The sequence below is a fragment of the Bacillus sp. FSL P4-0290 genome (assembly GCF_037975435.1).
Classification (GTDB): domain Bacteria; phylum Bacillota; class Bacilli; order Bacillales; family Bacillaceae; genus Bacillus; species Bacillus subtilis.
The window spans coordinates 301,866-325,130 of the sequence record NZ_CP150253.1 but is presented as its reverse complement, the minus strand read 5'-3'; the positions used below and the strand labels follow the sequence as shown (position 1 = coordinate 325,130).

Here is a 23,265-nt window from a genome sequence, read left to right as displayed (position 1 = left end):
ATGTGAAGACTGGAGAATTTTGTTAACGCTTACATTTAAAATTATCACAATCACTCTATCAAAACAACTTGGCAGAGTGAATACAAATCAATGTTCCTATAAAAAAAGCTGCCCGAAACTGTGAACGCTTCCCTCGCTTTCCAAACAAAAAAAGAAACCATCTATTTTTCAAGATGATTTCTTTTTTATTTCTTCTTTTACCGCTCTTCTGTAAGCCAGCTTCACAATCACATACCGAAGCAGAAACAGAACGCCGCCGCAGACGATAAAAAGAAGAATCATTTTCAGCCAAGCGAAGAATGTATGGGGAATCCCCCTGTCGTACATCGTAAGCACCACTACCGCAAAGGCGACCGCAATTGATTCTATTCGCTGCTGCTTCACCCGTTTTTGCAGTTCTTCTTTGGTGTCTATTCTCGGCATGAGCATTCCGGATGCCGCAGCCCTGATGCAGTAATATAAGATAATGATGAACAAAAACACAAGGCTTGCAGCCCATTCTTTAAACGGAAATTCAAACATAATGCCGCGGATGATCACATCAAGCAGCGCAAATGCTCCCGCTATCATCCCAATCTCCGACCAGATTTTTTGTTCTTTTTCTTTTACTCTCTTATTTTTCCCATTCACGCCTGAAAGTCTATTACGCAGATTATTCATGACCTTCCTCCCGCACTTTTACGAATGGCTTATGGCTTACATGTTACAATAACAGCCTGCGCTTCTGCAATGAATAACTCAAAAGCCCGCCGTACAAGCCGGCGGGCAGCAATCGTTAAAACGGTCCCCAATTGATCATGACGCCGATCACGATAAAGACAAGCCCGATCAAGAACCAAATCAGAGCAAGCGGCACCATAAACCGCAGCCACTTGACATACGGAATACCGCTGGCGGCAAGCACCGCCATGAGAACGCCGGATGTCGGGTTCACACAGTTGACGACCCCTTCTCCAAGCATAACTGCCTCCACCGCAACCTGTCTCGTGATTCCCATCAAATCAGCGAGCGGCGCCAGGATTGGAATAAATACAACGGCTTCGCCAGAACCTGAAGAAATGAGAAAATGAAGCAGCGCACTGGCGATATACATGCCGATTGCCCCGGCAATCGGGCTGAATCCATCCAAAAGTGAAGCCAAAGCATTGACGACAGTATCGAGAAGCTTTCCATTTTCAAGGATAACGGAAATGCTTCGTGCCATCCCGACAATCAGCGCCCCGTATACAAGACTTTGGCAGCCCGTAATGAAGGTTTTGGCAATATCGTTCGCCGCAAGCCCGCCTATTAAACCGGCAAGGACAGAAATAAAAATAAATGTCGCAGCCATTTGGGAATCTGACCAGCCAAGCTTCAAAGCGCCGTATAAAAATCCGACAAGTGAGAGTCCCGCCACAGCCAAAATCAGCTTATGGCGAACGGTAAACGGCACTGACTGATCTTCTTCTTTACCGGCTTCGCCCATTCCTGCCGCAGGGAACCAATCTGTTCCTAACACACTGGCATCTTTTGATTTTTTTAATTTTCTCGTATACAAATAGATATAAATAATAGAAGACAGCAAAAAGCATATGTATATCACAACTCGCAGGCCGATTCCAGAAAAAAGAGGGAGCTCCGCGATTGATTGTGATAAACCGAGCGGTGACGGTGATAATATGGTGGAGTTAAATCCAGCGTAGCAGCCGATGTATATAACAGCGGCTCCCGCGACTGCGTCCCATTTTAAGGATCGTGCCACAATGAGGCCGATGGGGATAAAACCGATAACTGAATTCACGACAATCCCGGTTGTTCCGAGAATGGAGAACAATGCGCCGACAATACAAATAAATAATAATTGCTTTGTGCGGAATTTGCTGATGACATTGTAAATCAGGCCATTGATGGCACCCGTTTTTTCTAGAATAGCAATGGTGCCGCCTGTGAATAGATTCAGAAAGATGATGGGTGCTGATCCAACCATTCCATCCTGTAGAGAAGTAAAAAAGCTGATCAAGCTGACCGGAGACTGTTCAATTGAATGATAGCTTCCCGGAACAGCGGTCGTGACATCCCCCTTTGTCACGCGGTCAAATTCACCTGCCGGCACAATATATGAAGCGATTGCGCAAATGAAAGCAATCATAAATAAGAGGACATAGGCGTCAGGCATTTTAAATGTCATTCGTTTTTTCTTAGGCTGTGTTTCGGCTGCTGGCATACTCATATTTCGATCCATCCCCTCTGTTTGAAAATATTAATTATTCTGAAAAGTAGCAATATGTGCTATATTATATACAGCCTATCTTCCTGTTTCAATATAAATAAAGTAAAGAAGGTAAAAATTCATTCTGATAGAAGGAGGTATTTCTTACCATGCAAAAGCTTTCAGAAGACATGAAACAAACCATTATGGACATCTTCGAGCATCTGCACGCGAACCCTGAAGTCAGCTGGAAGGAATATGAGACAACTTCATTTTTGAAACAAAAGCTTGAGGATTTAGGGTGCCGGACGCGCACGTTTTCAGACTGCACCGGGGTTGTCGGCGAAATCGGCTCAGGCTCACCTGTTGTAGCGGTACGCGCTGATATTGACGCGCTGTGGCAGGAGGTTAACGGCACATTTCGCGCCAACCATTCCTGCGGACACGATTCACATATGACAATGGCATTGGGCACGTTAATGCTGCTAAAAAAACAACCTGAGCTTCCGAAGGGCACAATCCGTTTTATCTTTCAGCCGGCAGAAGAAAAAGGCGGCGGCGCCTTGAAAATGATAGAAGAAGGCGTGCTTGATGATATCGACTATTTGTATGGCGTTCACGTCCGTCCGATCCAGGAAACACAAAACGGCCGCTGCGCTCCGTCTATTCTGCACGGATCAAGCCAGCACATTGAGGGAACGATCATCGGGGAAGAGGCTCATGGCGCCCGTCCGCACCTCGGGAAAAACAGCATTGAAATTGCGGCATTTCTTGTACATAAGCTCGGACTCATTCATATTGACCCGCAAATCCCGCATACCGTCAAAATGACAAAACTTCAAGCCGGCGGTGAAAGCTCTAACATCATTCCAGGAAAAGCATCGTTCAGCCTTGATTTGCGCGCACAGACCAATGAAGCCATGGAGGCGTTAATCGCCGAGACAGAAAGAGCCTGTGAAGCGGCCGCCGCTGCATTCGGCGCAAAAATCGATCTGCAAAAAGAACACAGCCTTCCTGCGGCAACACAAAACAAAGAAGCTGAAGCGATCATGGCAGAAGCCATTACAGATATCATCGGGGCTGAGCGGCTTGATGACCCGCTTGTCACTACCGGCGGAGAGGATTTCCATTTTTACGCCGTGAAGGTGCCGAATCTGAAAACAACGATGCTCGGACTAGGCTGCGGGCTCCAGCCGGGGCTCCATCATCCGCACATGACCTTTGACCGAAATGCGATATTTACCGGCATTCATATTTTGGCGAACGCCGTGCTCAAAACATTTCAGAAGGCGGAATCACTTGCTGCCGCTAACGCTTCTTAACGCAAAAAAAGCAGCCTGACACAGGCTGCTTTTTTGATTACTTCTTCAAATCTTCAATTGAGTTGACATTTTTCATATATTGAGGAACAACAAGCCCCATCTTCACACCAGTCATACTGGTGCCAATATCGTCATATTTGCCTTTATATTTAGCGGCGTATGCTTTATGGGTATTCGGCAGCCATGCGGAAAGGGATGCATCCGCACTTCCCGTCGCAATTGCAGTCCACATCGGCCCAGCCTCTACCTGAGTAAGTGTTACCTCATAGCCCAAGTCTTCTAAGACTTTGCCTATGACGTTTGTACTTGCAATCTCACTGTCCCACGCCACATAGGCAAGGTTGATTTTGTCTCCCTTCACCTTTTGAACGCCTTTTGTCCATTCGGCAATCTGATCCTTGTGTTTATTGACGTACTCAGCAGCAACTTTGGCTGGTTTCTCGCCTTCTTCCACCTTGATCATGATTTCGCCCATTTCGTCTTGCGTCCATTTAAACTGGCTCAGAAGCTTTGCGGCATTCGGCTGCTCTTTGCTGAAGCCTTTGCGTGTGATCGTATGGATTTCCTCTGCGCTGCCATAAGATTGTTTCGGATCATCGAGATATTTCAGCTTATATCTGGAGAACATCCAGTGCGGTGTCCATCCTGTAATGATAATCGGTTTCTTACGGTCGTATGACTTTTTAAGCGTAGCGGTCATCGCAGCACTTGACGCTGAAATCAATGTCCAGTCATTCAGGTCATAATCCTTCATCGCTTTGTCAGTCAGGGACATAATCCCTGAACCGGGGTCAATCCCGATGATGGTCTTATTCACTTGTTCTGCTGCGGATGCATTTTCATCGTTTTCTGAACCGCAAGCCGCAAGTGAGAGCGCCAGCATGGCGGAAACGCCGATGCCGATGATTTTTTTAAGCATCAGGCATTCCCCCTGCTTTTCTTCTTCACTTTAATATTTTGAGTAATACGGTCCAGGGTAATGGCAACGATAACGATGGCGATACCGGCCTCTACTCCGACCCCGGTTTTCAGCTGTGTAACGGCACTGTATACTTCAGAACCAAGTCCCGGTGCACCGACCATTGCGGCAATAACAACCATTGATAACGCAAGCATGATGCTTTGGTTGATCCCGGCCAAAATGGTTTTTGTCGCAAGCGGGAGCTGAACTTTAAACAAACGCTGAGCTGTTGTAGAACCGAATGCCTCAGTCGCTTCAATCAGATCCGCCGGCACTTGTTTAATACCGAGAACAGTCATGCGGATTGTCGGCGGCATCGCGAAGATAACAGATGCAACAACACCCGGCACAACACCGATGTTAAAGAAGAAAATCGCCGGCAATAGATATACGAAAGCAGGCATTGTCTGCATTAAATCAAGAATTGGCGTTACAATACGGCGAACCGTTTCCTTCTGAGACGCCCAAATTCCGATCGGTACCCCGACCACAATCGAAATAATCACAGATGTCAACACAAGCGCCAATGTTTGCAGCATTGGGTCCCAATATCCTAAATAATCGATCAGAAGGAATCCAATCAATGTAAATAACGCAATTCCCCTTGTACTGATCCACCACGCAAGTGCAGCGAAAATAATTGTTAACAAAATAGATGGAATAAATCCGAGTCCGCTGACAATTCCATTTACAAAAGCAGCCAAACCGTTAGCGATTCCGTCGAAGAATCCGCCAAACGTCATCGTAATCCAGTCAACAAAACGGTCAATGATATCTGCTAAAGGTATTCTAGGCAGTCTATCCATCTTACTTCACCTCCTGTACAGAAGGATCTTGTGTTTGTTCACCAGTGCCTTCAGCATTGATATACTCGTTATTGCCGGCAAGTGCGCCAATCAGCGCGCCTCTTACGACAATTCCTTTCATTCTTTGCTTCTCATCCACAACCGCAATTGGAATATTCGCATCGGACACAACGTCAAAAATCTCAGTCAGATACGTATTCTCTGGTACAGTCGTAAATTCTGTATTCAAGATGTCTTGAAGTGACAAATCAGACTCAGCCGCTTTTTTCGCATCAGACGCATAGATAACACCTAATAATTTCTTTTGTTTATCCACTGCATAAATTGAAGAAATTCCAAGGTTTTTCATCAGTGTCAATGCTACGCGAGGCCCTTTATCAATCCGCACTGTTTCAGCGCGTTTCATAATGTGGCCTGCTGTGAGGACTTTAGACAAATCAACATCTTCGACGAATTTCTCAACATATTCGTTAGATGGATTCATCAGGATTTCTTCAGGCGTGCCGATTTGAACGATGTTGCCGTCCTTCATTAGGACAATTCTGTCGCCGATCCGCAACGCTTCGTCCAAGTCATGCGTAATAAAGATAATCGTTTTTCCGACATTATCGTGAAGATCAAGAAGTTCATCCTGCATATCTTTACGAATCAATGGATCGAGCGCACTGAACGCTTCGTCCATCAGAAGGATGTCCGGATCATTTGTCAACGCGCGGGCCAGGCCGACACGCTGCTGCATCCCGCCGGAAAGCTGGTCAGGATATTGATGTTCAAACCCTTCGAGCCCGACGAGCTTAAGAGACTCAAGCGCTTTTTGCTGCCGCTCTTGTTTGTCTACACCTTGAAGCTCCAGTCCGTATTCTGTGTTTTCAAGTATCGTTCTGTGCGGGAACAGAGCGAACTTTTGGAAGACCATGCTGATTTTCTTCCGGCGGACTTCCCGGAGCTGGTCTTTAGACATATTTGTTATCATGTCACCATCAATGTAAATATTTCCGGCAGTCGGTTCAATAAGCCGGTTTAACATCCGTACTAAAGTTGATTTACCGCTCCCTGATAGACCCATGATGACAAATATCTCACCATCATATACTTCAAAATCTGCCTGATTAACCCCAACGGTTGATCCGGTTGCTTTCAGGATCTCTTTTTTTGTCTTTCCGTTGGCAAGCATTTGAACTGCCTTCTTTGTTTGTTTCCCAAAAATCTTAGAGACTTTCTCGACTTTTATCTTAATTGGTTTCTCATCTACACTCATATTTTCCCTCCATATTAAGCAATCTTTATTACCGTAACATTTATGTAACTTCCCACACAAACAGCATATTCTCTTTTATTCTGTACCATTTCTTTATAAACATCCATGTGACCACATGATCTTATTTATGCTTCTAAATGCTCTGTAATCCTCCTATATGATTGTATTTTACGGGTGATTTTTCGCCTATCTTTAGTTGAAAACGCTTTTATTGGAATTGAATTCCTTCTTCCTCTTATGACTTCCCTCTCCTTTACTGGAAAAATAAGTTGCTTTTTCAACATCAATTATGTATTATAGTTTCATGACTATGAAACAATCAGATGATCAAATCAGAGCGCAAATTTTTAAAGCACTGTCTGATGAATCAAGGCTTGCCATTATTCGTACGCTTTATGTCAGCGGAAAAGAACTCAGCTGCGGTGAAGTAGGTGAAAAGTGCAATATTGTCAAAACCACGGCATCTTATCATTTTAAAACGCTGCGTGAAGCGGGATTGACGGCAACCCGGAAAGATTCGCGGACAAAATACGTCAGTCTGCGTGAAGACACATTTCAAACATACCTGCCTGGCTTTTTGGAAACCCTCTAACAAAGGGTTTTCTCTATACATATCTGTTTCATAGTTTTAAAGTTATAAAACAATAGGAGTGATAAAATTTGAATCGCATTTGGCTTTTCTTCAGTGTCATGTTTGTCATTGGCACGGATACCTTTTTGCTTTCGCCGCTTCTCCCCCTTTTACAGGATCAGTTTCATGTCTCTACTGATTTGTCAGGCTGGATGGTCAGTGCTTATGCACTCGGTTATGCACTCTTCGCTTTCATTGCAGGCCCAATCTCAGACCGGCTGAACAGGAAAACAGTCATGCTGTGGGGACTTGCAGGCTTTATCGTATCCACATTTTTATGCGGCATCGCTCCCTCTTTTGCCGCCATGTGCCTGTTCCGTTTTGCCGCAGGCGTTAGCGCTGCGTTTGTGACGCCTCAAATTTGGGCGTCCATCCCAGTCATTGTCCAGCCTTCTCAGATCATAAAAGGCATGGGGATTGCGACAGCAGGTTTGGCCGCTTCACAAATGCTCGGACTTCCTATTGGAGGGTTTCTCGCTTCCTTTACATGGCATACGCCATTTTTCGTTTTGTCAGCGTGCTCGCTTATTCTTCTATTGATCCTGGCGGCGGTCATGCCTGGCATCCGGCCTTCTGAACCATTGGCGCGCCCATCAATTGTCAACCCCTATCGGGAGCTTTTTTCATTGCCGAAAACATCGGTCATTCTGCTTGCCTATTTTCTGTTTCAAACCGGAAACTTCGCATCGTTCAGCTTTCTGGGTACTTGGCTTTCCGCGGATTATCATTTAACCGTGTCACAAATTGGCGCAGCTATGCTTGTACTCGGACTGGGAAATATGCTCGGGAGCCTTATCGGCAGCCGGGTTTCAGAAAAGCTGGGCATGTTTAAAACACTGATCAGCGGGATGCTGCTAATGGGCGCTCTCTATTTCGCTCTTCCGTTCTTTCCAAACTTGTTTTTAGTAGAAGCCGGCTTTTTTCTCACGTTCTTTACAGCTGGCATCATCTTTCCGTTAATGATGGGTGTCTTTCAATCCATTGCACCAAATGCGCGAGGAACCATCGCTTCCCTTTCCAATGCCGCTATGTATGCCGGGACCACTGTCGGTACAAGTATTGCAGGTTTTTTATATCAAAGCACACAGCATTTCGGAGCTGTCACAGGATTTACTGCCATTTTGTTCATACTTTCTATGACGCTCTACCAGGCAATCAGTAAAACCGGGAAACGCCAATCCGCAGCCCGGGCGCAGATGTAAAAAAAAAAAAGCACCTCATTCAAGAGGTGCCTCAGATTGTTGACAAAATCCTAAAATGGTTTTCATTTTAGGATTTTGTCATCTTTTCAGCGTGATTGAAAACCCTTGAAGTCTAGGAAGGACGAGCATAGGAGCGGACATTCACAGGATGTGATGACGACGGCGTTTAGGCAGGACGCCTGAGAATTTAGCCGTTGATCCACTTCGCATTGAGCACCGAAGCGCAGTCCTGACAACGAATGCGAGGGTTTGTCGACACGCTGAAAGCACCTCTTTCAAGAGGTGCTTTTCCTATTCTAGCTCAGTTTGTTTCGTTTCTTTCCCCATAATCAAAATACAAGCAACCGCGAGTAAGATTGCAATGCAAAAGATTGAAAAGATGACCGAAAACGAAATATGACGGGCTGCCAGGGTTCCGACGAGCAAAGGCCCGAAGATGCCGCCGATTCTTCCAAACGCTGCTGTCGTTCCTGAACCTGTTGCTCGAATCGCAGTCGGGTATTGCTCCGGGGTATAAGCATACAGCACGCCCCATGCACCGAGATTGAAAAACGATAACAGCATTCCAGCCGTAAGCAGAAGACTTAAGGAATCCGCCGTTCCGAAGAAATAGGCGCTTCCTGCTGTGCCAATCAAGTAAATGACGAGTATCCACTTCCGGCCCGCTTTTTCAATCAGCCATGCGGCAGAGAAATAGCCCGGTAGCTGAGCAAGCGTCATCAGCAGGACATATTCAAAGCTTTGAATCATGCTGAAGCCTTTCAGCAGCATGACACTCGGGAGCCATAGGAACATGCCGTAATAAGAAAACACCACACAGAACCAAACGATCGACAGCATCACCGTCGGCCGTATATACTGTCTTGCCCAGACGCTTTTTACATTCTCCCACACCGACCTCTTTTTGGCAGAAAGCGATTCATATTTCGGCGAATCAGGCAGACTCGTCCGCAGGTACAGCGCATAAAAAGCAGTCAGCGCAGTTAACAGAAGGGCAGCCTGCCAGCCGAAGCTTGGTATCACAAAGTAAGAAATCAAGGCCGCTGCGAGCCAGCCCACGGCCCAAAAGCTTTCCAAAAGCACAATCACTCTGCCCCGCTTTTCAGGCACAACCGCTTCCGAAACGAGTGTTGAAGCGACTGGAAGCTCGCCGCCAAGTCCCATACCAATCACGAAACGAAGGATTAGAAATGCCGATAAGCTCGTCACAAAAGCGGAAATGCCGCTTCCGATGGAAAAGCATAAAAGGGTGATGATGAACACTTTTTTGCGGCCGATTCGATCAGCAAGCAAACCAAACAAAAACGCACCCGCAGCCATGCCGATGGAATTGACGCTTCCGATCCATTTCATTTCCTCGGGCGACAGATTCCACTCTACATGGAGCGCGGCGATAATAAACGATAATATTCCGACATCCATTGCATCAAACAGCCACCCCAAACCGGCGACGCCCAGCAGTTTACGCTGGGATATAGGCTGTTGTTTTCCCATTGCCAACACCTCTGATATGCAAAATGATTACCGTTTAAGTTTACACCTGTCTTTACACATTGTCATTAACTAAATGATGTAATTGAAAAACCCCGCTTATGTTCCACAAGCGGGGTTTTTATTATTGCTGCAATGCTGCTTTTTTAATATTATCCTGAAGCTGTGCAATTCGTCTCGCGCCGTCTTCGCGGAGGCGCTTGTTTTCTTCTTCGATTTGTTTTGTTTCCTGCATGCCGCTGACAATCGTGTTCCAAGACGATTCAATCGTTTCAATATCTATGCTCGGTCTGCCGGCCATTCTCGCAATTTCAACACTTTGGCTCGAGATGTTTTCAGCATTTCGTTTCAGCATCTCGTTTGTCCGGCGGTCAAGCTCGCTCATGGAATCAGCCACAAGCTTTTGCCGCTTTACCGTAACAGCCTGAATAATGCCGTTTTTGAAAATCGGAATGGTAATGATAAACGCGGAGTTGATTTTCCCGATCAGCTTTGCATTTCCTCGCTGCAGGAGACGGATTTGAGGTGCAGTTTGAAGCGCCACCATCCGTGCCATGTCCAGATCATACACCCGTTCCTCAAGCGCCTGAATGCCGTTGCGCAACGTATCGAGCTGCATTTGCGCCAGCTGGTTCCCGCTTGCCGCTTTTTCCTCATATGAAGGAAGGATCGACTGCATCTCTTCCAGTTTCATCTGCCCGGCAACGACGTATTTTTCAAGCTCCATATAGTATTTGATATTGTTTTCATACATTTCATCGAGCGTGTAGTTCGTCTTCGTCATCTCATCTTTGTATTTTGAAATCTCAACGTGGATTTTTTCAATCTCTCCGCCAAGTGTCTGATACTTTTTAAAGATTTTTTCAATCATGCTGCCGCCGCGTTTGAAAATCTTCGCCATTAATCCCTTTGGCTCATCAAAATCATTTTTGTCGAAGCGGTCCATGATTTTCCCAAGCTGAGTCAGCATTGTGCCGGAGTCTGTCACGCTTGTTGTTTTCATCATCCCTAAGATGCGGTCAGAGAACTTGGATATTTCAATGGCTGGCTCCTTGCCGTACTCAAGCAGCTCCATTTGGTTTTTGACATCAATTTGTTGAGCAAGCCGCTTCACTTCTGGTTCCTGACGGAGCTGAAGACGGATATCGTCAGCTTTTTGCTGGGAAATCTCTTCATTTTTATCGAGAACAAGCGGATTTTGATTTTCTGTTGTCATGCTTTTCTTCTCTCCTTATTTTTGGGTAATGGTTCTGAAGAGCCTTTTCACAAGCGAAGGCTCTTTGTAGTCCTGCTGAAACACCATGTCATCCAGCCAGTGGATATCATACTGGTCATCTTCAATAAACTGCTCAATATCTTGGTGTCCGGGCGGATTATAAATGATGATATCGATTCCGATTTCATTCAAGAACAGCAGGGCGGCAGCATCCGAACGCGTGAGTCCGCCGCTCATTTCCGTATGATATAAAACAAGTTTCGGAACGGTTTGCGCATAGTCGAACATTTGAATCAATTTCAGCAAATTAGCAGGCAGGTTTGTTGTTTGTTTAAACAAATAGATTTGAACATCCTTGACTTGTTCCTGATGCAAAGCCTTAAGCCGCGGGTGCCTGCACATTCTCGAAATCGTTTTGGCAATGGCAGTCTGAACGCCCGCCGGCAGCTGTTTGTACTGCCACACATTGCTTGCCATCAGCTTGTCCGGATCAATGTTCCCTTCTTGATCAAGTGCGTGGCTGTAGTGAAATTGATAGTTCGACTTTATTTCTTCTGTAAATGGAAAGCTTCTGACCATTTCTGTTTCCTGATAATCCGCTAGAGTATGAAGCCTGTTCCAATATTCCTTATTGTCTTTCGACACGCCCATAATTTTGGCGAATACATTCGGAATCTCAATGGAATGTTTATCAGCTTTGAAATTCGGCCGAATAAAGGCGCGTTCTTTCGTGATTAAAAACAATTCATCATAGGTCGTTTTCAGCGTAACGGACACCGGTGTGTGATCTCTGAACTGCCACGGCTTATACAGCATGGATTCCTCGTGATTCAGCACATGTTCAATTTCCTTTGTTGAGCGGTAAGCCACTGTTGATTTCCGGTCTGGTTTTTCTTTCGGAAACGGCTGAAGCTCCGAAACATCCGGGAGCTTTTCCGTAAAACCGAGCTCCTGCTTCGGGTCGACAAGCGCCAGCTGATCCGTTCCCGCCGGATGGAACAGCAGTACATCACAGCCGACCAGCATCAGATAATATAAGAAATAGAGCTGGCTTTTCGTCGCATCTCCATACCAAACAACCTTCGGCATCTCCCGCTCTATATCGGTTTTTTCCAGCCAAGGGTTCAGATGGTTTAAGGAAAACTTCGAGACATCAAGCAGCACTCTGCGAAAATCAGGATGATTCAGCCCCTTTTCATGACTGTCCGCAAAGGTATGTAAAAGCGTCATCAGCGCTTTTCTTAAATGGCGGTGCATCAGGGGATTTGAGTGCTTCGCAATCAGCTTTTCCCCGTCCAGAAAGGCAACAAAGCGGCTGACTGACAGCCCTTTTTCTTTCTGATTGATGGAATGAATATGCTGAAGCTTTTGAAATGTTTCCGGTTCGATTGTTTTATCAAGCGTTTCACTCAAAATCGTTATGCGGTCGTTTACAGACAGCTCATACAGCTCGTTATAGTAATCCGTCTCATCAATAGGCGTGCCCAATATCTGACCGGCAAGACGAGAAAAAGAAAGGCCTTGTGCAGTTTCATAGTGATCCCGCTCCGGCAATGGCTGAAACAGCAGGCTTTTCCAATCGCCATCAGCCGGAAGTGCTTTATGAATGGTTAGTTCTTCTTGTCTCATCATATCCTCCTTTCCGGTTTGTCATTGAACGATATTTCGGTAACAAAAAAGGAAGGACATTGAACCTCCCTCCTTGTTTTGTTTTATTCTTCTTTTGAAGCGGCTGTTTGTTCGCGCACCTGCTTTTGTTTATTGATGTAGTGAATGATCAATGTTACCGCAAATGCAGCGATAATGATAATGAAGAATACAGAGTGCGGCATTTCGTAATGGAAAGCGCTCCCCGCCATTTTCAGCGCGATAATGCCGATTAAGACGAATGCTGTGTTTTCCAGCTCAGGAATTTTATCAATCAGCACAAGGAATACTTTTGCCACTGTACGCATCATTAAAATACCAAGCATACCGCCAATCAGAAGCACCCATACTTTTTCAGATACTGCAAACGCGGCCAGGATGCTGTCCACAGAGAAGGCAAGATCCATTAATTCTACTGAAATGACAGTCGCCCAGAAGATCCCGAACGTGCGGACCATCCAAGAGTTTTTCTTGATGCCGTCCGCTTCCTCTTCTTTTTCGCCAATCCAGAAGTGCTTAATGACGAGCCAAGCCAGGTAAAGCGCGCCAAGCACCTTGATCCACCAGAATTTAATGAGAAGCATACCGAGCCCGATGAAAATAAACCTGAAAATATAAGCTCCAAACAAACCATACGTTAACGCTTTTTTCCGCTGTTTTTCCGGCAGGTGTTTAACCATGACCGCAAGAACAAGCGCGTTATCGGCCGATAAAAGGCCTTCCAGAACAACAAGGGAACCGATCAAACCCCAGGAAACAGGATCAGTCAGAACTTCCCCCCACATTTTCCAATCGAAAAATGAAGCATACGTAGACAAAATATGATGTAAAAAGTCCAAGTTTTTTCCTCCTATTAATTTGAAACGGTGACTTCTCTATTTGTCACTCGCTTACACTTGCAAACCGTAATTCCGGCACAATGCAGCCAGCCCGCCGGAAAATCCGCTGCCGATTGCATTGAATTTCCACTCGCCGCCGTGTCTGTAAAGCTCACAAACGACAACAGCTGTTTCAATGGAGAAGTCTTCTCCCAAATCGAAGCGAAGAAGCTCATTCTGCGTCTCTTCATCCACAACGCGGACAAATGCATTGGAAACTTGTCCAAAGTTTTGGCTGCGTGCTTCAGCGTCGTGAATGGTCACTGTGATGCCGATTTTCTCAATGTGAGCAGGGATTTTTGAGAAATCAACGATAATCTGCTCATCATCTCCGTCGCCCTCACCCGTGCGGTTGTCACCCGTATGGATGACACCGCCGCTCGGATGTTCAAGGTTATTATAGAAGACGAAATCGAGATCATTTACGCAGTTATCATGCGCATCAACTAAAAAGGCCGAAGCATCCAGGTCAAAATCGTGTCCGCCGGAGTACTTGTTTGTATCCCAGCCTAAGCCGATCACCGCTTTAGTCAGTCCCGGATTTGTTTTTGTTAAATCAATGCGCTGTCCTTTTGATAATTGAATGGCCATACTGCCTCTCTCCTTTCTGCTCTTCGTATTTGTCTTAACCGACTTGCAAACCGTAGTCTGTTGCAATGCGGGCAAGGCCGCCTTGGTAGCCTGAGCCGATTGCTGAGAATTTCCACTCGCCGTTATGTCTGTAAAGCTCCCCTGCAATGATTGCCGTTTCAATAGAGAAATCTTCTGCAAGATCGTAACGGATGAGCTCTTCATTTGTTTCTTCATTTACGATGCGGACAAACGCGTTTGATACTTGTCCAAAGTTTTGGCTGCGCGCTTCTGCATCGTGAATGGTAATAACAAATGAGATTTTATCAATGTTTGCCGGTACAGCGCTGAGATTTACTTTTACATTCTCATCGTCGCCTTCGCCAGCACCAGTCAGGTTGTCGCCTGAATGAACGACTGAACCGTTGCCGCCTTCAAGCTGGTTGTAGAAAATAAAGTCGTTTGGTGACGCGCATTTGCCTGCGGCGTCTAACAGAAACACACTTGAGTCAAGATCAAAGTCGTGTCCGCCGTCATACTTGTTCGTATCCCAGCCTAAACCGACAACAACCTTTGAAAGACCCGGATTTGTTTTTGTTAAATCTACTTTTTGTCCTTTTGCCAATGAAATTGTCATGTTTCATCCACTCCTTTTCTTTTATACGTATCGGCTGATAATATCTTCTAATCTCGTATCGTTTGTGCCTTCACCGATCGCCGCAAACTTCCACTCACTGCCGCTGCGGTAGATTTCTGCTGTAATCAGGCTTGTTCTGCCGGCGTAATTGTCTCTCAAATTGTACTTGAGCATTTCCTCGTGATTAGATTGATCAACTACGCGGATAAACGCATTTTGAATCATGCCAAAATCTTGTTTTCTTCTGACACAATCGTAAATGTTCACTACAAATACAAGCTTATCAATGTTTGCAGGCACTTTATCTAAATCTATCATAATTTGCTCGTCATCGCCTGCACCGTCACCCGTCAGGTTGTCGCCTGTATGCTGTACACCGCCGCAGCGGCTTTTCAGGTTGCCGAAATAAATCAGGTTTTTCTTATCGGTGAATTTTCCGTTTTCCAGCATCAGCACTGAAGCGTCACAGTCGATATTCGGACCGCCTCCGCCAAGCAGTTTGCTGAAGAATCCTCCGCCTGAGGACACTGGGTCCCAGCCGAGACCGACCATCAATTTTGACAGACCGGCTTTTCCTTTTGTTAAATCAATTCGTTGACCTTTTTCTAAAGAAATTGCCACACGATTCACTCCTACTCATCGAAATGTGAAGATAGTCACATTTATTTTTACGCTCACAAGGAAAATAAGCCGTAAATTACTAATATATACGTTTGTTATTATATCAAAGTTTCGTAAAAGTTAAGAATAATTGACGAAAAACCTCGAAAAAAAACTTCCATATTTGATATATGATTTGCAAATGCTATAAAGTGCGCTTCTTAAACAAACCATTTGACGCGGGCAAGTCATTTTGCCTATTCTGGTGTCACCACCTAAAAACAGACAGAAAGGAAGCGGCCTTTTGATTCATTTAAGCATACTTGATCAGGCACCTGTTTCTAAAGGAGAAAGCCCTGTGACAACTCTCCAGCATTCGGTTGAGCTTGCCCAATTAAGCGAAGAGTGGGGCTATAAGCGTTATTGGTTTGCCGAGCATCACAGCACGAAAGGACTGGCAAGCACAGCGCCTGAAATCATGATCGCCCGCATCGCAGCACAGACAAACACCATTCGTGTCGGATCAGGCGGCGTGCTTCTGCCCCAATACAGCCCATTTAAAGTGGCTGAAACCTTTCGCCAGCTTGAGGCCCTGTATCCAAACCGGATTGACCTCGGCGTCGGTCGCTCCCCCGGCGGCACGACAAAAACCAGACTTGCATTAACGGACGGGGTGAAAAAAAGCTTAACCGAATTTAACAGACAGCTGCAGGATGTCTCTTATTTTCTAACAGATTCCCTTCCTCCCGACCATCCGTATGCCGGAATCAAAGCGGCGCCCCTTATTGGTACGGCACCCGAGCTATGGGTGCTCGGTCTTGGTGAAAACAGCGCAAGACGCGCGGCGCACCAGGGGATTGGATATGTATTTGGGCATTTCATTAATCCCGAGCGAGGAGAAAATGCATTCCGCATCTACCGGGAAAGCTTTCGGCCCTCAGCCCATTTTTCGAATCCATCCGCACTGTTTACGATTTTTGTCATTTGCGCAAAAACAGATGAAGAGGCAGAAGAACTCGCATTAAGCCAGGATCTGTGGCTTCTTCGCGTCGGAAAAGGCTTGGACAGCCGCGTGCCAAGCATCGAGGAAGCGAAAGCTCATCCCTATACAGCGTCCGATAAAAAACTCATAGAAGAAAACAGAAAGCGGATGGTGATCGGTTCTCCCACCACTGTCAAACAACAGCTGTTAGACCTCACAGGCTGCTACGAAACAAATGAAATCATGGTTCTGTGCAATGTGTTTGATTTTGAGGCGAAAAAAGAATCTTATGAGCGCCTTGCCGAATTGTTTCTATAAAAAAAGCAGTTTTCCCTAGGGAAAACTGCTTTTCATGTTATCGGCTTCTTTTTTTGCGCTGAGCTTCTTTTTTGATAAACGTCCAAACTCCCTGAACTGCAAATCCGATTAATAGCAAAACGATCAATAGCAGGGTAATAGACGGACCTGGCGGCGTCCCGAGCTGATAGGATGATGTCAGTCCCGTAAATACGCTGAATAATGAAATGAGTATGGCTGTAATGAAAACCATGTTAAAGCCTTTTGCAATTCTGATGGCGAAGGCTGCCGGCAATACGAGCAGGGCCGATACAAGAAGGACCCCGATGATCGGAATAATGACTGAAATCGCAAGGCCTGTGACAATACTGAATGACAACGAGAGAACGTTTGTATTGATTCCCGATGTTTTGGCTGTAGCTTCATCAAACGTCAGCAGGTAGAGCGGCCTTCTCAGTACAATAAAATAAAGCAGGATCAGCAGTGTGATAATACTGATAATATAGACCTGCTGCTGGTTTACTGTCACAAGCGATCCAAATAGGTATTGATCGATGCTCATATTGGCTGTGCCTTTGGAAAGGCTGATTAAAAACATCGCGAAGGACAAACCAGCTGCCATTAAGATGGCAATGGACACTTCTGAATAAGTCCGATACGCCCGCCGCATGTATTCAATTCCGATCGCGCCGATGGTCACGACGACTATGCTTGCTGCGGTTATATTGGTGCTGAGAAAAAAGCCGATGGCAACACCTGACAATGAGATATGTGAAAGTGTGTCAGCCATTAAGGCCTGTCTTCTGAGAACGAGATACACTCCTAGTATCGGAGCCATGACGGCGATCATGCCGCCTGCTAGAAAAGCTCGTCGCATGAATTCCAAGTCAAACATTTCCATCCGCCTTTTTCTCCTCTCTCTAATCGAATCACTTTATCTAAAAATTGCTGTACTTCGTTTTGTTCGTGAGTAACCATCACAACTGTGCGGTTGTGATTTTTCACAAGGTGATGCATAAATTCGTAAAATCCTTTTCTGCTGTCGTAATCAACAGCTGTCGTCGGTTCGTCCAGCATCAGCAGATCCGGGTTGCTGGCGAGCATTCTGGCGATACAGATTTTCTGTTTCTGTCCGCCTGATAAATCACCGATTTTACGATGACGGAGCTCCCACATTTCCACCATTTTCAGTGCTTTTTCTACTTCAAGATGATCTTCTTCATTTAAACGTTTAAACCATTTCCCTTTTGTATAGCGGCCTGACTGAACAAGCTCCAGCACCGTGCTCGGAAAGCCGGCATTAAATGAAGAAATTTGCTGCGGGACGTACCCTATGGTCAGGCGTTTCCCTTCTGTATTCCTTTTACTGATCGTCACTGTGCCTTCCCACGGTTTCAGCATGCCGAGCATTACCTTTATGAGCGTCGATTTAGAGGCGCCGTTTGGTCCAGTGATGCCGACGAACTCACCGCTTTCAATATCAAGTGATACTTTATCTAAAACAGGCGTATGGGAATAGCCGAAAACGATATCTTTCAATGAGACGAGATTCATGTTAATCTTCCTTTCTCACAAAGAAATAGTGTGCACCCTCCGGCGCACACTATCTTATGATTTAACCAATAGTGAATCTTTCAGGGCATCGAGGTTTTGTTTCATAATGTCGATATACCCTAAACCTTTATCCTGTTCTTCTTTGCTCAAGCCTTCCAATGTATTCAGCACTTCTGTCTTCGCGCCGATTTCACTGGCGAGCGTATCTGCGACCTTTGAGGATGCAATTTCTTCAAAGTAAATGACTTTTACATTATGTTCTTTGGCATATGTTTTCAGCTTTGCCAAGCTGGCTGCGCTCGGTTCTTGGTCAGGTGAAAGCCCTGCAATCGGAACCTGCTTCAAGCCGTATTCTTTTGCCAGATAGCCAAAAGCTGTATGCTGCGTGATAAATTCTTTTTTCTCCGCTTTTTTTGCGGTTGTACGATATAGTTTATCAAGATCCTGCAGTTTTGCAATATATTCTTTACTATTTTTCTCATAGTATTCTTTGTTATCCGGGTCCTGCTTCACGATTTGCGCCGTAATATTTTTAACTTCCTTCTGTGCCAGAACAGGGCTGAGCCATACGTGAGGGTCCATTGCATGACTGTGCTCATGCTCCCCATGATCATGCTCTTCGTGTTCTTCTTCAGAGCCTTCCATTAAATCAATACCTTTGCTTGCATTAACGAAAACGGCATGGCCTTGGCCCATGCTTTTTTCAGCTGACGGAACCCATGTCTCCATGTATTCACTATTATAAACGAACAAATCAGCATCCTGAATGTTAGCAATGTCTTTCGGCGTCGGTTCCCAATCATGCGGTTCAACGGAAGATGGGATTAACAGATCCACATCGCCTTTGTCTTTTACAATTTGTTTTGTGAATTCATACATCGGGTAGAACGTTGTGACAACGTGCAGTTTATCACCCTTTGAATCCGCCGACCCTTTTGTTGATGAGTTGCCGCATGCTGCAACCAATAAAAAGCACGCTGCAATCACAAACAAACCGCTCCATTTTTTAAACATATCGTATATCCCCTCTTTTTCAGTAACTTTAAATCAAAATGATAACGATTTTGTAATCCTATATCATAATAAACCGAAGTCATTACGTTTTGCAAGAATAAATTTCATTTTCATTTATTCTTCCCGCCTTCAGAGCGAATATATGTACTAAAAAAACCCGGCTAAAAATGCCGGGCTACTTCAATCATTAGTTTGTTTTGTCCAGAAGATAGACCCTGCTCTCATAAGGCCGGAACACCATTTCGTCATCAAGATCATCGTTGTTATAATTGCTGAGAAGCAGTGAGGCCTGAGCTTTGCCGCAGTTCTTAGGCCACTGAAAAACAGCCTGCTCTTTTGAAAAATTATTGACCGACAAAAGCTGCTGTTTACTGTCTTCTCTCATGTATACAAACAACTGCGGATCGTCCGGAAGCAAAAGATCAAAGCTCCCTTTCATGAGGTCAGTGTACTGCTTTCTCAGGCTGATCAGCTTTTTGTAATAGTTTAAGACAGAATCAGGATCTCCCTGCGCTTCCTCCACATTGATTGCGGTGAAGTTCGGATTGACCTTCAGCCAAGGCGTGCCGTCAGTAAATCCGGCATTTTTGCCGCTGTTCCACTGCATCGGGGTCCGGGCGTGATCCCGGCTTTTGGCTAAGATCGATCTCATCACATCATTTGGATCATAGCCTTTTTCAAACACCCGTTTATGATACATATTGATCGTTTGGATATCTTTGTAGTCTTCAATCCGGGTTAACGGCGCGTTTGTCATCCCGATTTCTTCTCCCTGATAAATATACGGCGTGCCCTTCATAAAATAAAGTACGGCTGCCAGCATTTTCGCTGATGCTTTGCGGTATTCCCCATCGTCTCCGAATCTGGACACAATCCGGGGCTGGTCGTGGTTGCACCAAAACAATGTATTCCAGCCTTGATGTTCAAGCTTCTTTTGCCATTTTGTCAAAACCGATTTTAAATCAGAAAGCTCAAGGGGCTTCAAATCCCAATGTTCTTTTCCGGGCTGCTGATCAAGCTCCATATGCTGAAAGTGAAAAATCATATTCAGCTCATGCTTATCTGTTCCCGTATATTTCAAGCCTTCTTCCGGTGTGACACTGCCGACCTCTCCGACAGACATGACATCATATTGGGAAAACACTTCATCTGTCATTTCTTTTAAATAGTCATGGATTCGTTCGCCATTTGGCTGAAAGGGCTTCGGCTCTGCCTGCTGATTGATATAGTCCTCATACGAAGGAAGATATTCTTTCTTAGAAATGAGATGGAGCTGATCAATTCGCAAACCGTCGACCCCTTTATCGAGCCAAAATTTCATCATGTCATACACCGCCCGGCGAACTTCGGGATTTTCCCAGTTTAAATCAGCTTGTTTGACGGCATTCATATGGAGATAGTATTCTCCGGTGTGCTCTTCGTATTGCCAGACCGGGCATCCATAGTTTGAGAGCCAGTCCGTCGGCGGGCCGTTCTTTGTGCCGGGACGCCAATAATAATAGCTGCGGTATTTGCTGCTTTTGTCCAGCTCCGCTTCTTTAAACCACGGATGCTCGACCGAGGTGTGATTTAACACAAAGTCCATCACCAGCTTTAATCCCCGCTGATGCACCTGGTCCAGCAGCTCGTGAAAATCGTCCATTGTTCCGTAAGAATCCATAATCGCCTTATGGTTTGTCACATCATACCCGTAATCAACATTCGGAGAAGGATAGATCGGGCAAATCCAAATCACATCTGCCCCGAGCTCCTTTATGTAGTCAAGACGGGAAATAATCCCCCGCAAGTCCCCAATTCCGTCTCCATTGCTGTCCTGAAAGCTTCTCGGGTAAATTTGGTACACCACTGCATCCTTCCACCAGTCCGTTTTCATCCCGCAATCCCCCTGTTTTGTCTTCTATTCAAGCTGAGATGGATAAAGTTTCATTCCGCCGTCGACGAAAAGTGTTGCGCCGGTCACATAGCTTGCTTCCTCAGATACGAGCCAAGCTGCTGCTGCCGCCACTTCTTCAGGCTTTCCGAAGGCTTTCATCGGGATTTTTTTCAATTGTTTTTGCCTGCTCTCTTCCTTTTTCGTATCAACATTTGATTCTGTGGCAATGGTGCCGGGCGCTATCGCATTGACGCGGATTCCCTTATCCGCATAATTGAGCGCCAGCGTTTCCGTCATCATCTTGATGCCGCCTTTGGATGTGGAATACTGAACGTTGACAGGGCGCGGAATCTGCTGATGAACACTTGAGATATTCAGCACATTGCCCTTGATATTGTTTTTCATCATGTGGTTAAGTGCTGCTTTCGCTCCCAGAAAGGTTCCGGTAACATTGACATCAATCACTCTCTGCCAATCTTCAAGACTCATCTCATGCGGCATCGCCTCAACGCCGTTAAAACCAGAGTTGTTTACCATCACATCGAGCGTGCCGAAATGCTCTAAAGCTGTGTCCAAGAGCGCCTGAATCCCCTCTTCTTTTGACACGTCCGCCTCAACTGCGACGGCTTTCCCTCCGTTCTGCTTAATGATTTCCAGGGTTTCATCGGCTCCAGACGGGTCGCTGTGGTAGTTTACAACAACATTCATTTTCTCCTGTCCGAACCGTTCCGCAATGGCTTTCCCGATTCCTTTTGAAGACCCTGTCACAATCGCTGTTTTTCCGGTTAAATCTTTGTACATACTTGATATCCTCCTCTGATTTCTCACTATGCAGTGGAAAATACCCTGTTTTTCCGAGTTGAAAACAGCACAAAAAAAAGCAGAGAACCTGTAGTTCTCTGCCATTTCCTATTGAAAACGCTGCTCGGCAAGCTTCTTTTTAATATTCATCAGCCTGCGGTAAAAGAAAGCGGCGGACTCGTAATGTTCCAGCTGATTGAAACGTTCCGCTGTATCATGCAGCAGATCTTCGACGTCTGCAAGAAGCTGCCTGGATTCCAGCAGGTCAAAGCATTCTGTAAGCACGTTCAGGTCACCGTTTCCAAGATACAGCTCATGAATGAGGCGGAATTTCGTCAAGTACATGTCATCCTCCCATTCAGCCGCGCTCTTTATCCCGCGGTCATACGCCTCTACTGCTTTGTCGTATTTTCCCTCTTTACAGTAGATATGGGTCAGTGAAAATACAGCTTGAACAGCTTGCTGAAAGTTGTGCTCCTCAAAAATGGCGGCGGCTGTTTTGAAATAGCCCTCCGCTTCTTTGTAATCACCCAGACTGTACTTACAGTGTCCGACATTATAATAGGCAGCGGCGATCATGTATGCTTCTTCAAGCTGCCTGGCATGATCTAAAGCGCTGCACAAGTGGGTCAGTGCTTTTTCATGATGATACACATCAGTCAAATTTCCGGCGATGATAAATTCACACTGAACCCGGCGGCGACCGTACAGTTCATATTTCGTATAGATATCAAGCGCCTGGCTCGCATAATTCATGGAAAAATACGTTTGTTTGATGTGATAATACACTTCTGCGACTTTAAAAAGAAACTCAGCTTTTTCGATCTCATCCTCGACATACTCGAGCTTCTCCTCGGCATGTTTATAATGGTCAATCGCTAATATGAAATTTTTCTGCTTGAATTCGTACATTCCTCTGAAATAATAAAAGTAATATTCCAATAAGCCCGTGAGTTTTTGCTGATTGCTTTCAATTTCGTTCAGCATATCAGAGAACGGAGGCTTGGTGTCGCTGTCTTTCACCGGCATCAGCTTATCAAGCATGATTCGATGCCGGAATTCCATCAAAGAAAAATATAAAAGCAAGTCCTGGTTCTCTTCCATATCTTCTAAATCGTATTCAATCTCCTGCTTTAACGCTTCTGCTTGATCTGCTTCAAATGCGCGAATGAGCTTGTACCATTCATTCAGCTTTACTGCTACTTCTTCTGATGGAATCTTTGCTCTCATCGGTCTGCCTCCTTCCTCCTGCTACTATTTATGTTATATTTTATCATAGCTGTTCGCTTTTAGAGAGAGTCAATCACTTAAAAGCGTTAACATTCAGCACATCTTGA

21 protein-coding genes and 1 pseudogene are annotated in these 23,265 nt (G+C 45.4%); 4 read left to right on the top strand and 18 right to left on the bottom strand.

Annotation, left to right across the window (positions count from 1 at the left end; genetic code table 11):
- Positions 1-58 precede the first annotated feature (58 nt).
- Both MKY10_RS01765 and MKY10_RS01760 read right to left on the bottom strand, forming a co-directional pair.
- Positions 59-660 (bottom strand): annotated as a pseudogene (locus MKY10_RS01765) (DUF6773 family protein).
- 115 nt (positions 661-775) lie between these two features.
- Entirely contained in the window at positions 776-2,209 is a 1,434-nt protein-coding gene (locus MKY10_RS01760; RefSeq protein ID WP_339226081.1) for a YfcC family protein, read from the bottom strand.
- A gap of 149 nt (positions 2,210-2,358) precedes the next feature.
- On the opposite strand from MKY10_RS01760, the gene MKY10_RS01755 reads away from it, so the two are divergent.
- The gene (locus MKY10_RS01755; protein WP_015252877.1) at positions 2,359-3,510 is read left to right on the top strand and encodes a M20 peptidase aminoacylase family protein; all 1,152 of its coding nucleotides are present in this window, start codon (positions 2,359-2,361) and stop codon (positions 3,508-3,510) included.
- A gap of 37 nt (positions 3,511-3,547) precedes the next feature.
- Here the strand turns inward: MKY10_RS01755 and opuAC are convergent, their stop codons facing one another.
- From opuAC to opuAA, 3 genes are read right to left on the bottom strand one after another with little or no spacing between them, the layout of a single operon-like run.
- Positions 3,548-4,429 (bottom strand): glycine/proline betaine ABC transporter substrate-binding protein OpuAC, encoded by an 882-nt coding sequence (gene opuAC, locus MKY10_RS01750; RefSeq protein WP_003246462.1) that lies wholly within the window; start codon positions 4,427-4,429, stop codon positions 3,548-3,550.
- Positions 4,429-5,277 (bottom strand): glycine/proline betaine ABC transporter permease subunit OpuAB, encoded by an 849-nt coding sequence (gene opuAB / locus MKY10_RS01745; RefSeq protein WP_003241221.1) that lies wholly within the window; start codon positions 5,275-5,277, stop codon positions 4,429-4,431. The genes opuAC and opuAB overlap by 1 nt, the downstream gene beginning before the upstream one ends.
- A gap of 1 nt (position 5,278) precedes the next feature.
- Positions 5,279-6,535, bottom strand: coding sequence for a glycine/proline betaine ABC transporter ATP-binding protein OpuAA (gene opuAA, locus MKY10_RS01740; protein WP_024571578.1), 1,257 nt, complete (start codon positions 6,533-6,535; stop codon positions 5,279-5,281).
- Positions 6,536-6,824: 289 nt separating this feature from the next.
- On the opposite strand from opuAA, the gene MKY10_RS01735 reads away from it, so the two are divergent.
- A complete protein-coding gene (locus MKY10_RS01735; protein ID WP_010886398.1) occupies positions 6,825-7,127 on the top strand; it encodes a metalloregulator ArsR/SmtB family transcription factor in 303 nt (100 codons plus the stop codon).
- A gap of 68 nt (positions 7,128-7,195) precedes the next feature.
- Positions 7,196-8,368 carry an MFS transporter gene (locus MKY10_RS01730; RefSeq protein ID WP_061891263.1) on the top strand — a complete coding sequence of 391 codons (1,173 nt, stop codon included), beginning with the start codon at positions 7,196-7,198 and terminating at the stop codon, positions 8,366-8,368.
- Positions 8,369-8,659: 291 nt separating this feature from the next.
- Here the strand turns inward: MKY10_RS01730 and niaP are convergent, their stop codons facing one another.
- The 7 genes from niaP to MKY10_RS01695 all read right to left on the bottom strand — a co-directional run bounded on the left by niaP (position 8,660) and on the right by MKY10_RS01695 (position 15,428).
- Positions 8,660-9,862 carry a niacin permease NiaP gene (gene niaP / locus MKY10_RS01725; RefSeq protein ID WP_015252880.1) on the bottom strand — a complete coding sequence of 401 codons (1,203 nt, stop codon included), beginning with the start codon at positions 9,860-9,862 and terminating at the stop codon, positions 8,660-8,662.
- 121 nt (positions 9,863-9,983) lie between these two features.
- Entirely contained in the window at positions 9,984-11,075 is a 1,092-nt protein-coding gene (locus MKY10_RS01720; protein ID WP_046160026.1) for a toxic anion resistance protein, read from the bottom strand.
- Between the two features lie 15 nt (positions 11,076-11,090).
- Positions 11,091-12,704, bottom strand: a complete 1,614-nt coding sequence (locus MKY10_RS01715) for a YceG family protein (protein ID WP_032677553.1) — start codon at positions 12,702-12,704, stop codon at positions 11,091-11,093.
- An 83-nt stretch (positions 12,705-12,787) separates the two neighbouring features.
- The gene (locus MKY10_RS01710) at positions 12,788-13,561 is read right to left on the bottom strand and encodes a TerC family protein (RefSeq protein WP_003234719.1); all 774 of its coding nucleotides are present in this window, start codon (positions 13,559-13,561) and stop codon (positions 12,788-12,790) included.
- Positions 13,562-13,612: 51 nt separating this feature from the next.
- Positions 13,613-14,191, bottom strand: coding sequence for a TerD family protein (locus MKY10_RS01705; RefSeq protein ID WP_003241242.1), 579 nt, complete (start codon positions 14,189-14,191; stop codon positions 13,613-13,615).
- 34 nt (positions 14,192-14,225) lie between these two features.
- Positions 14,226-14,807, bottom strand: coding sequence for a TerD family protein (locus tag MKY10_RS01700; RefSeq protein WP_003234723.1), 582 nt, complete (start codon positions 14,805-14,807; stop codon positions 14,226-14,228).
- Positions 14,808-14,828: 21 nt separating this feature from the next.
- Positions 14,829-15,428: a TerD family protein gene (locus tag MKY10_RS01695; RefSeq protein WP_042977278.1), complete on the bottom strand. Its 600-nt coding sequence runs from the start codon at positions 15,426-15,428 to the stop codon at positions 14,829-14,831.
- Positions 15,429-15,711: 283 nt separating this feature from the next.
- Here MKY10_RS01695 and MKY10_RS01690 point away from each other — a divergent pair, with 283 nt between their 5' ends.
- Positions 15,712-16,707 carry an LLM class flavin-dependent oxidoreductase gene (locus tag MKY10_RS01690; protein WP_048654741.1) on the top strand — a complete coding sequence of 332 codons (996 nt, stop codon included), beginning with the start codon at positions 15,712-15,714 and terminating at the stop codon, positions 16,705-16,707.
- A gap of 37 nt (positions 16,708-16,744) precedes the next feature.
- Here MKY10_RS01690 and znuB read toward each other — a convergent pair whose 3' ends face one another.
- The 6 genes from znuB to rapJ form a co-directional block, all read right to left on the bottom strand.
- Positions 16,745-17,587 carry a zinc ABC transporter permease ZnuB gene (gene znuB, locus MKY10_RS01685; RefSeq protein WP_003246340.1) on the bottom strand — a complete coding sequence of 281 codons (843 nt, stop codon included), beginning with the start codon at positions 17,585-17,587 and terminating at the stop codon, positions 16,745-16,747.
- Positions 17,545-18,240 carry a zinc ABC transporter ATP-binding protein ZnuC gene (gene znuC / locus MKY10_RS01680; RefSeq protein ID WP_014475714.1) on the bottom strand — a complete coding sequence of 232 codons (696 nt, stop codon included), beginning with the start codon at positions 18,238-18,240 and terminating at the stop codon, positions 17,545-17,547. The genes znuB and znuC overlap by 43 nt, the downstream gene beginning before the upstream one ends.
- A gap of 54 nt (positions 18,241-18,294) precedes the next feature.
- Entirely contained in the window at positions 18,295-19,254 is a 960-nt protein-coding gene (locus tag MKY10_RS01675; protein WP_003234733.1) for a metal ABC transporter substrate-binding protein, read from the bottom strand.
- A gap of 187 nt (positions 19,255-19,441) precedes the next feature.
- Entirely contained in the window at positions 19,442-21,127 is a 1,686-nt protein-coding gene (locus MKY10_RS01670) for an alpha-glucosidase (protein WP_048654740.1), read from the bottom strand.
- Between the two features lie 24 nt (positions 21,128-21,151).
- Positions 21,152-21,928: an SDR family oxidoreductase gene (locus MKY10_RS01665; RefSeq protein WP_048654739.1), complete on the bottom strand. Its 777-nt coding sequence runs from the start codon at positions 21,926-21,928 to the stop codon at positions 21,152-21,154.
- Positions 21,929-22,036: 108 nt separating this feature from the next.
- Positions 22,037-23,158, bottom strand: coding sequence for a response regulator aspartate phosphatase RapJ (gene rapJ / locus MKY10_RS01660; RefSeq protein WP_048654738.1), 1,122 nt, complete (start codon positions 23,156-23,158; stop codon positions 22,037-22,039).
- Positions 23,159-23,265: the final 107 nt, after the last annotated feature.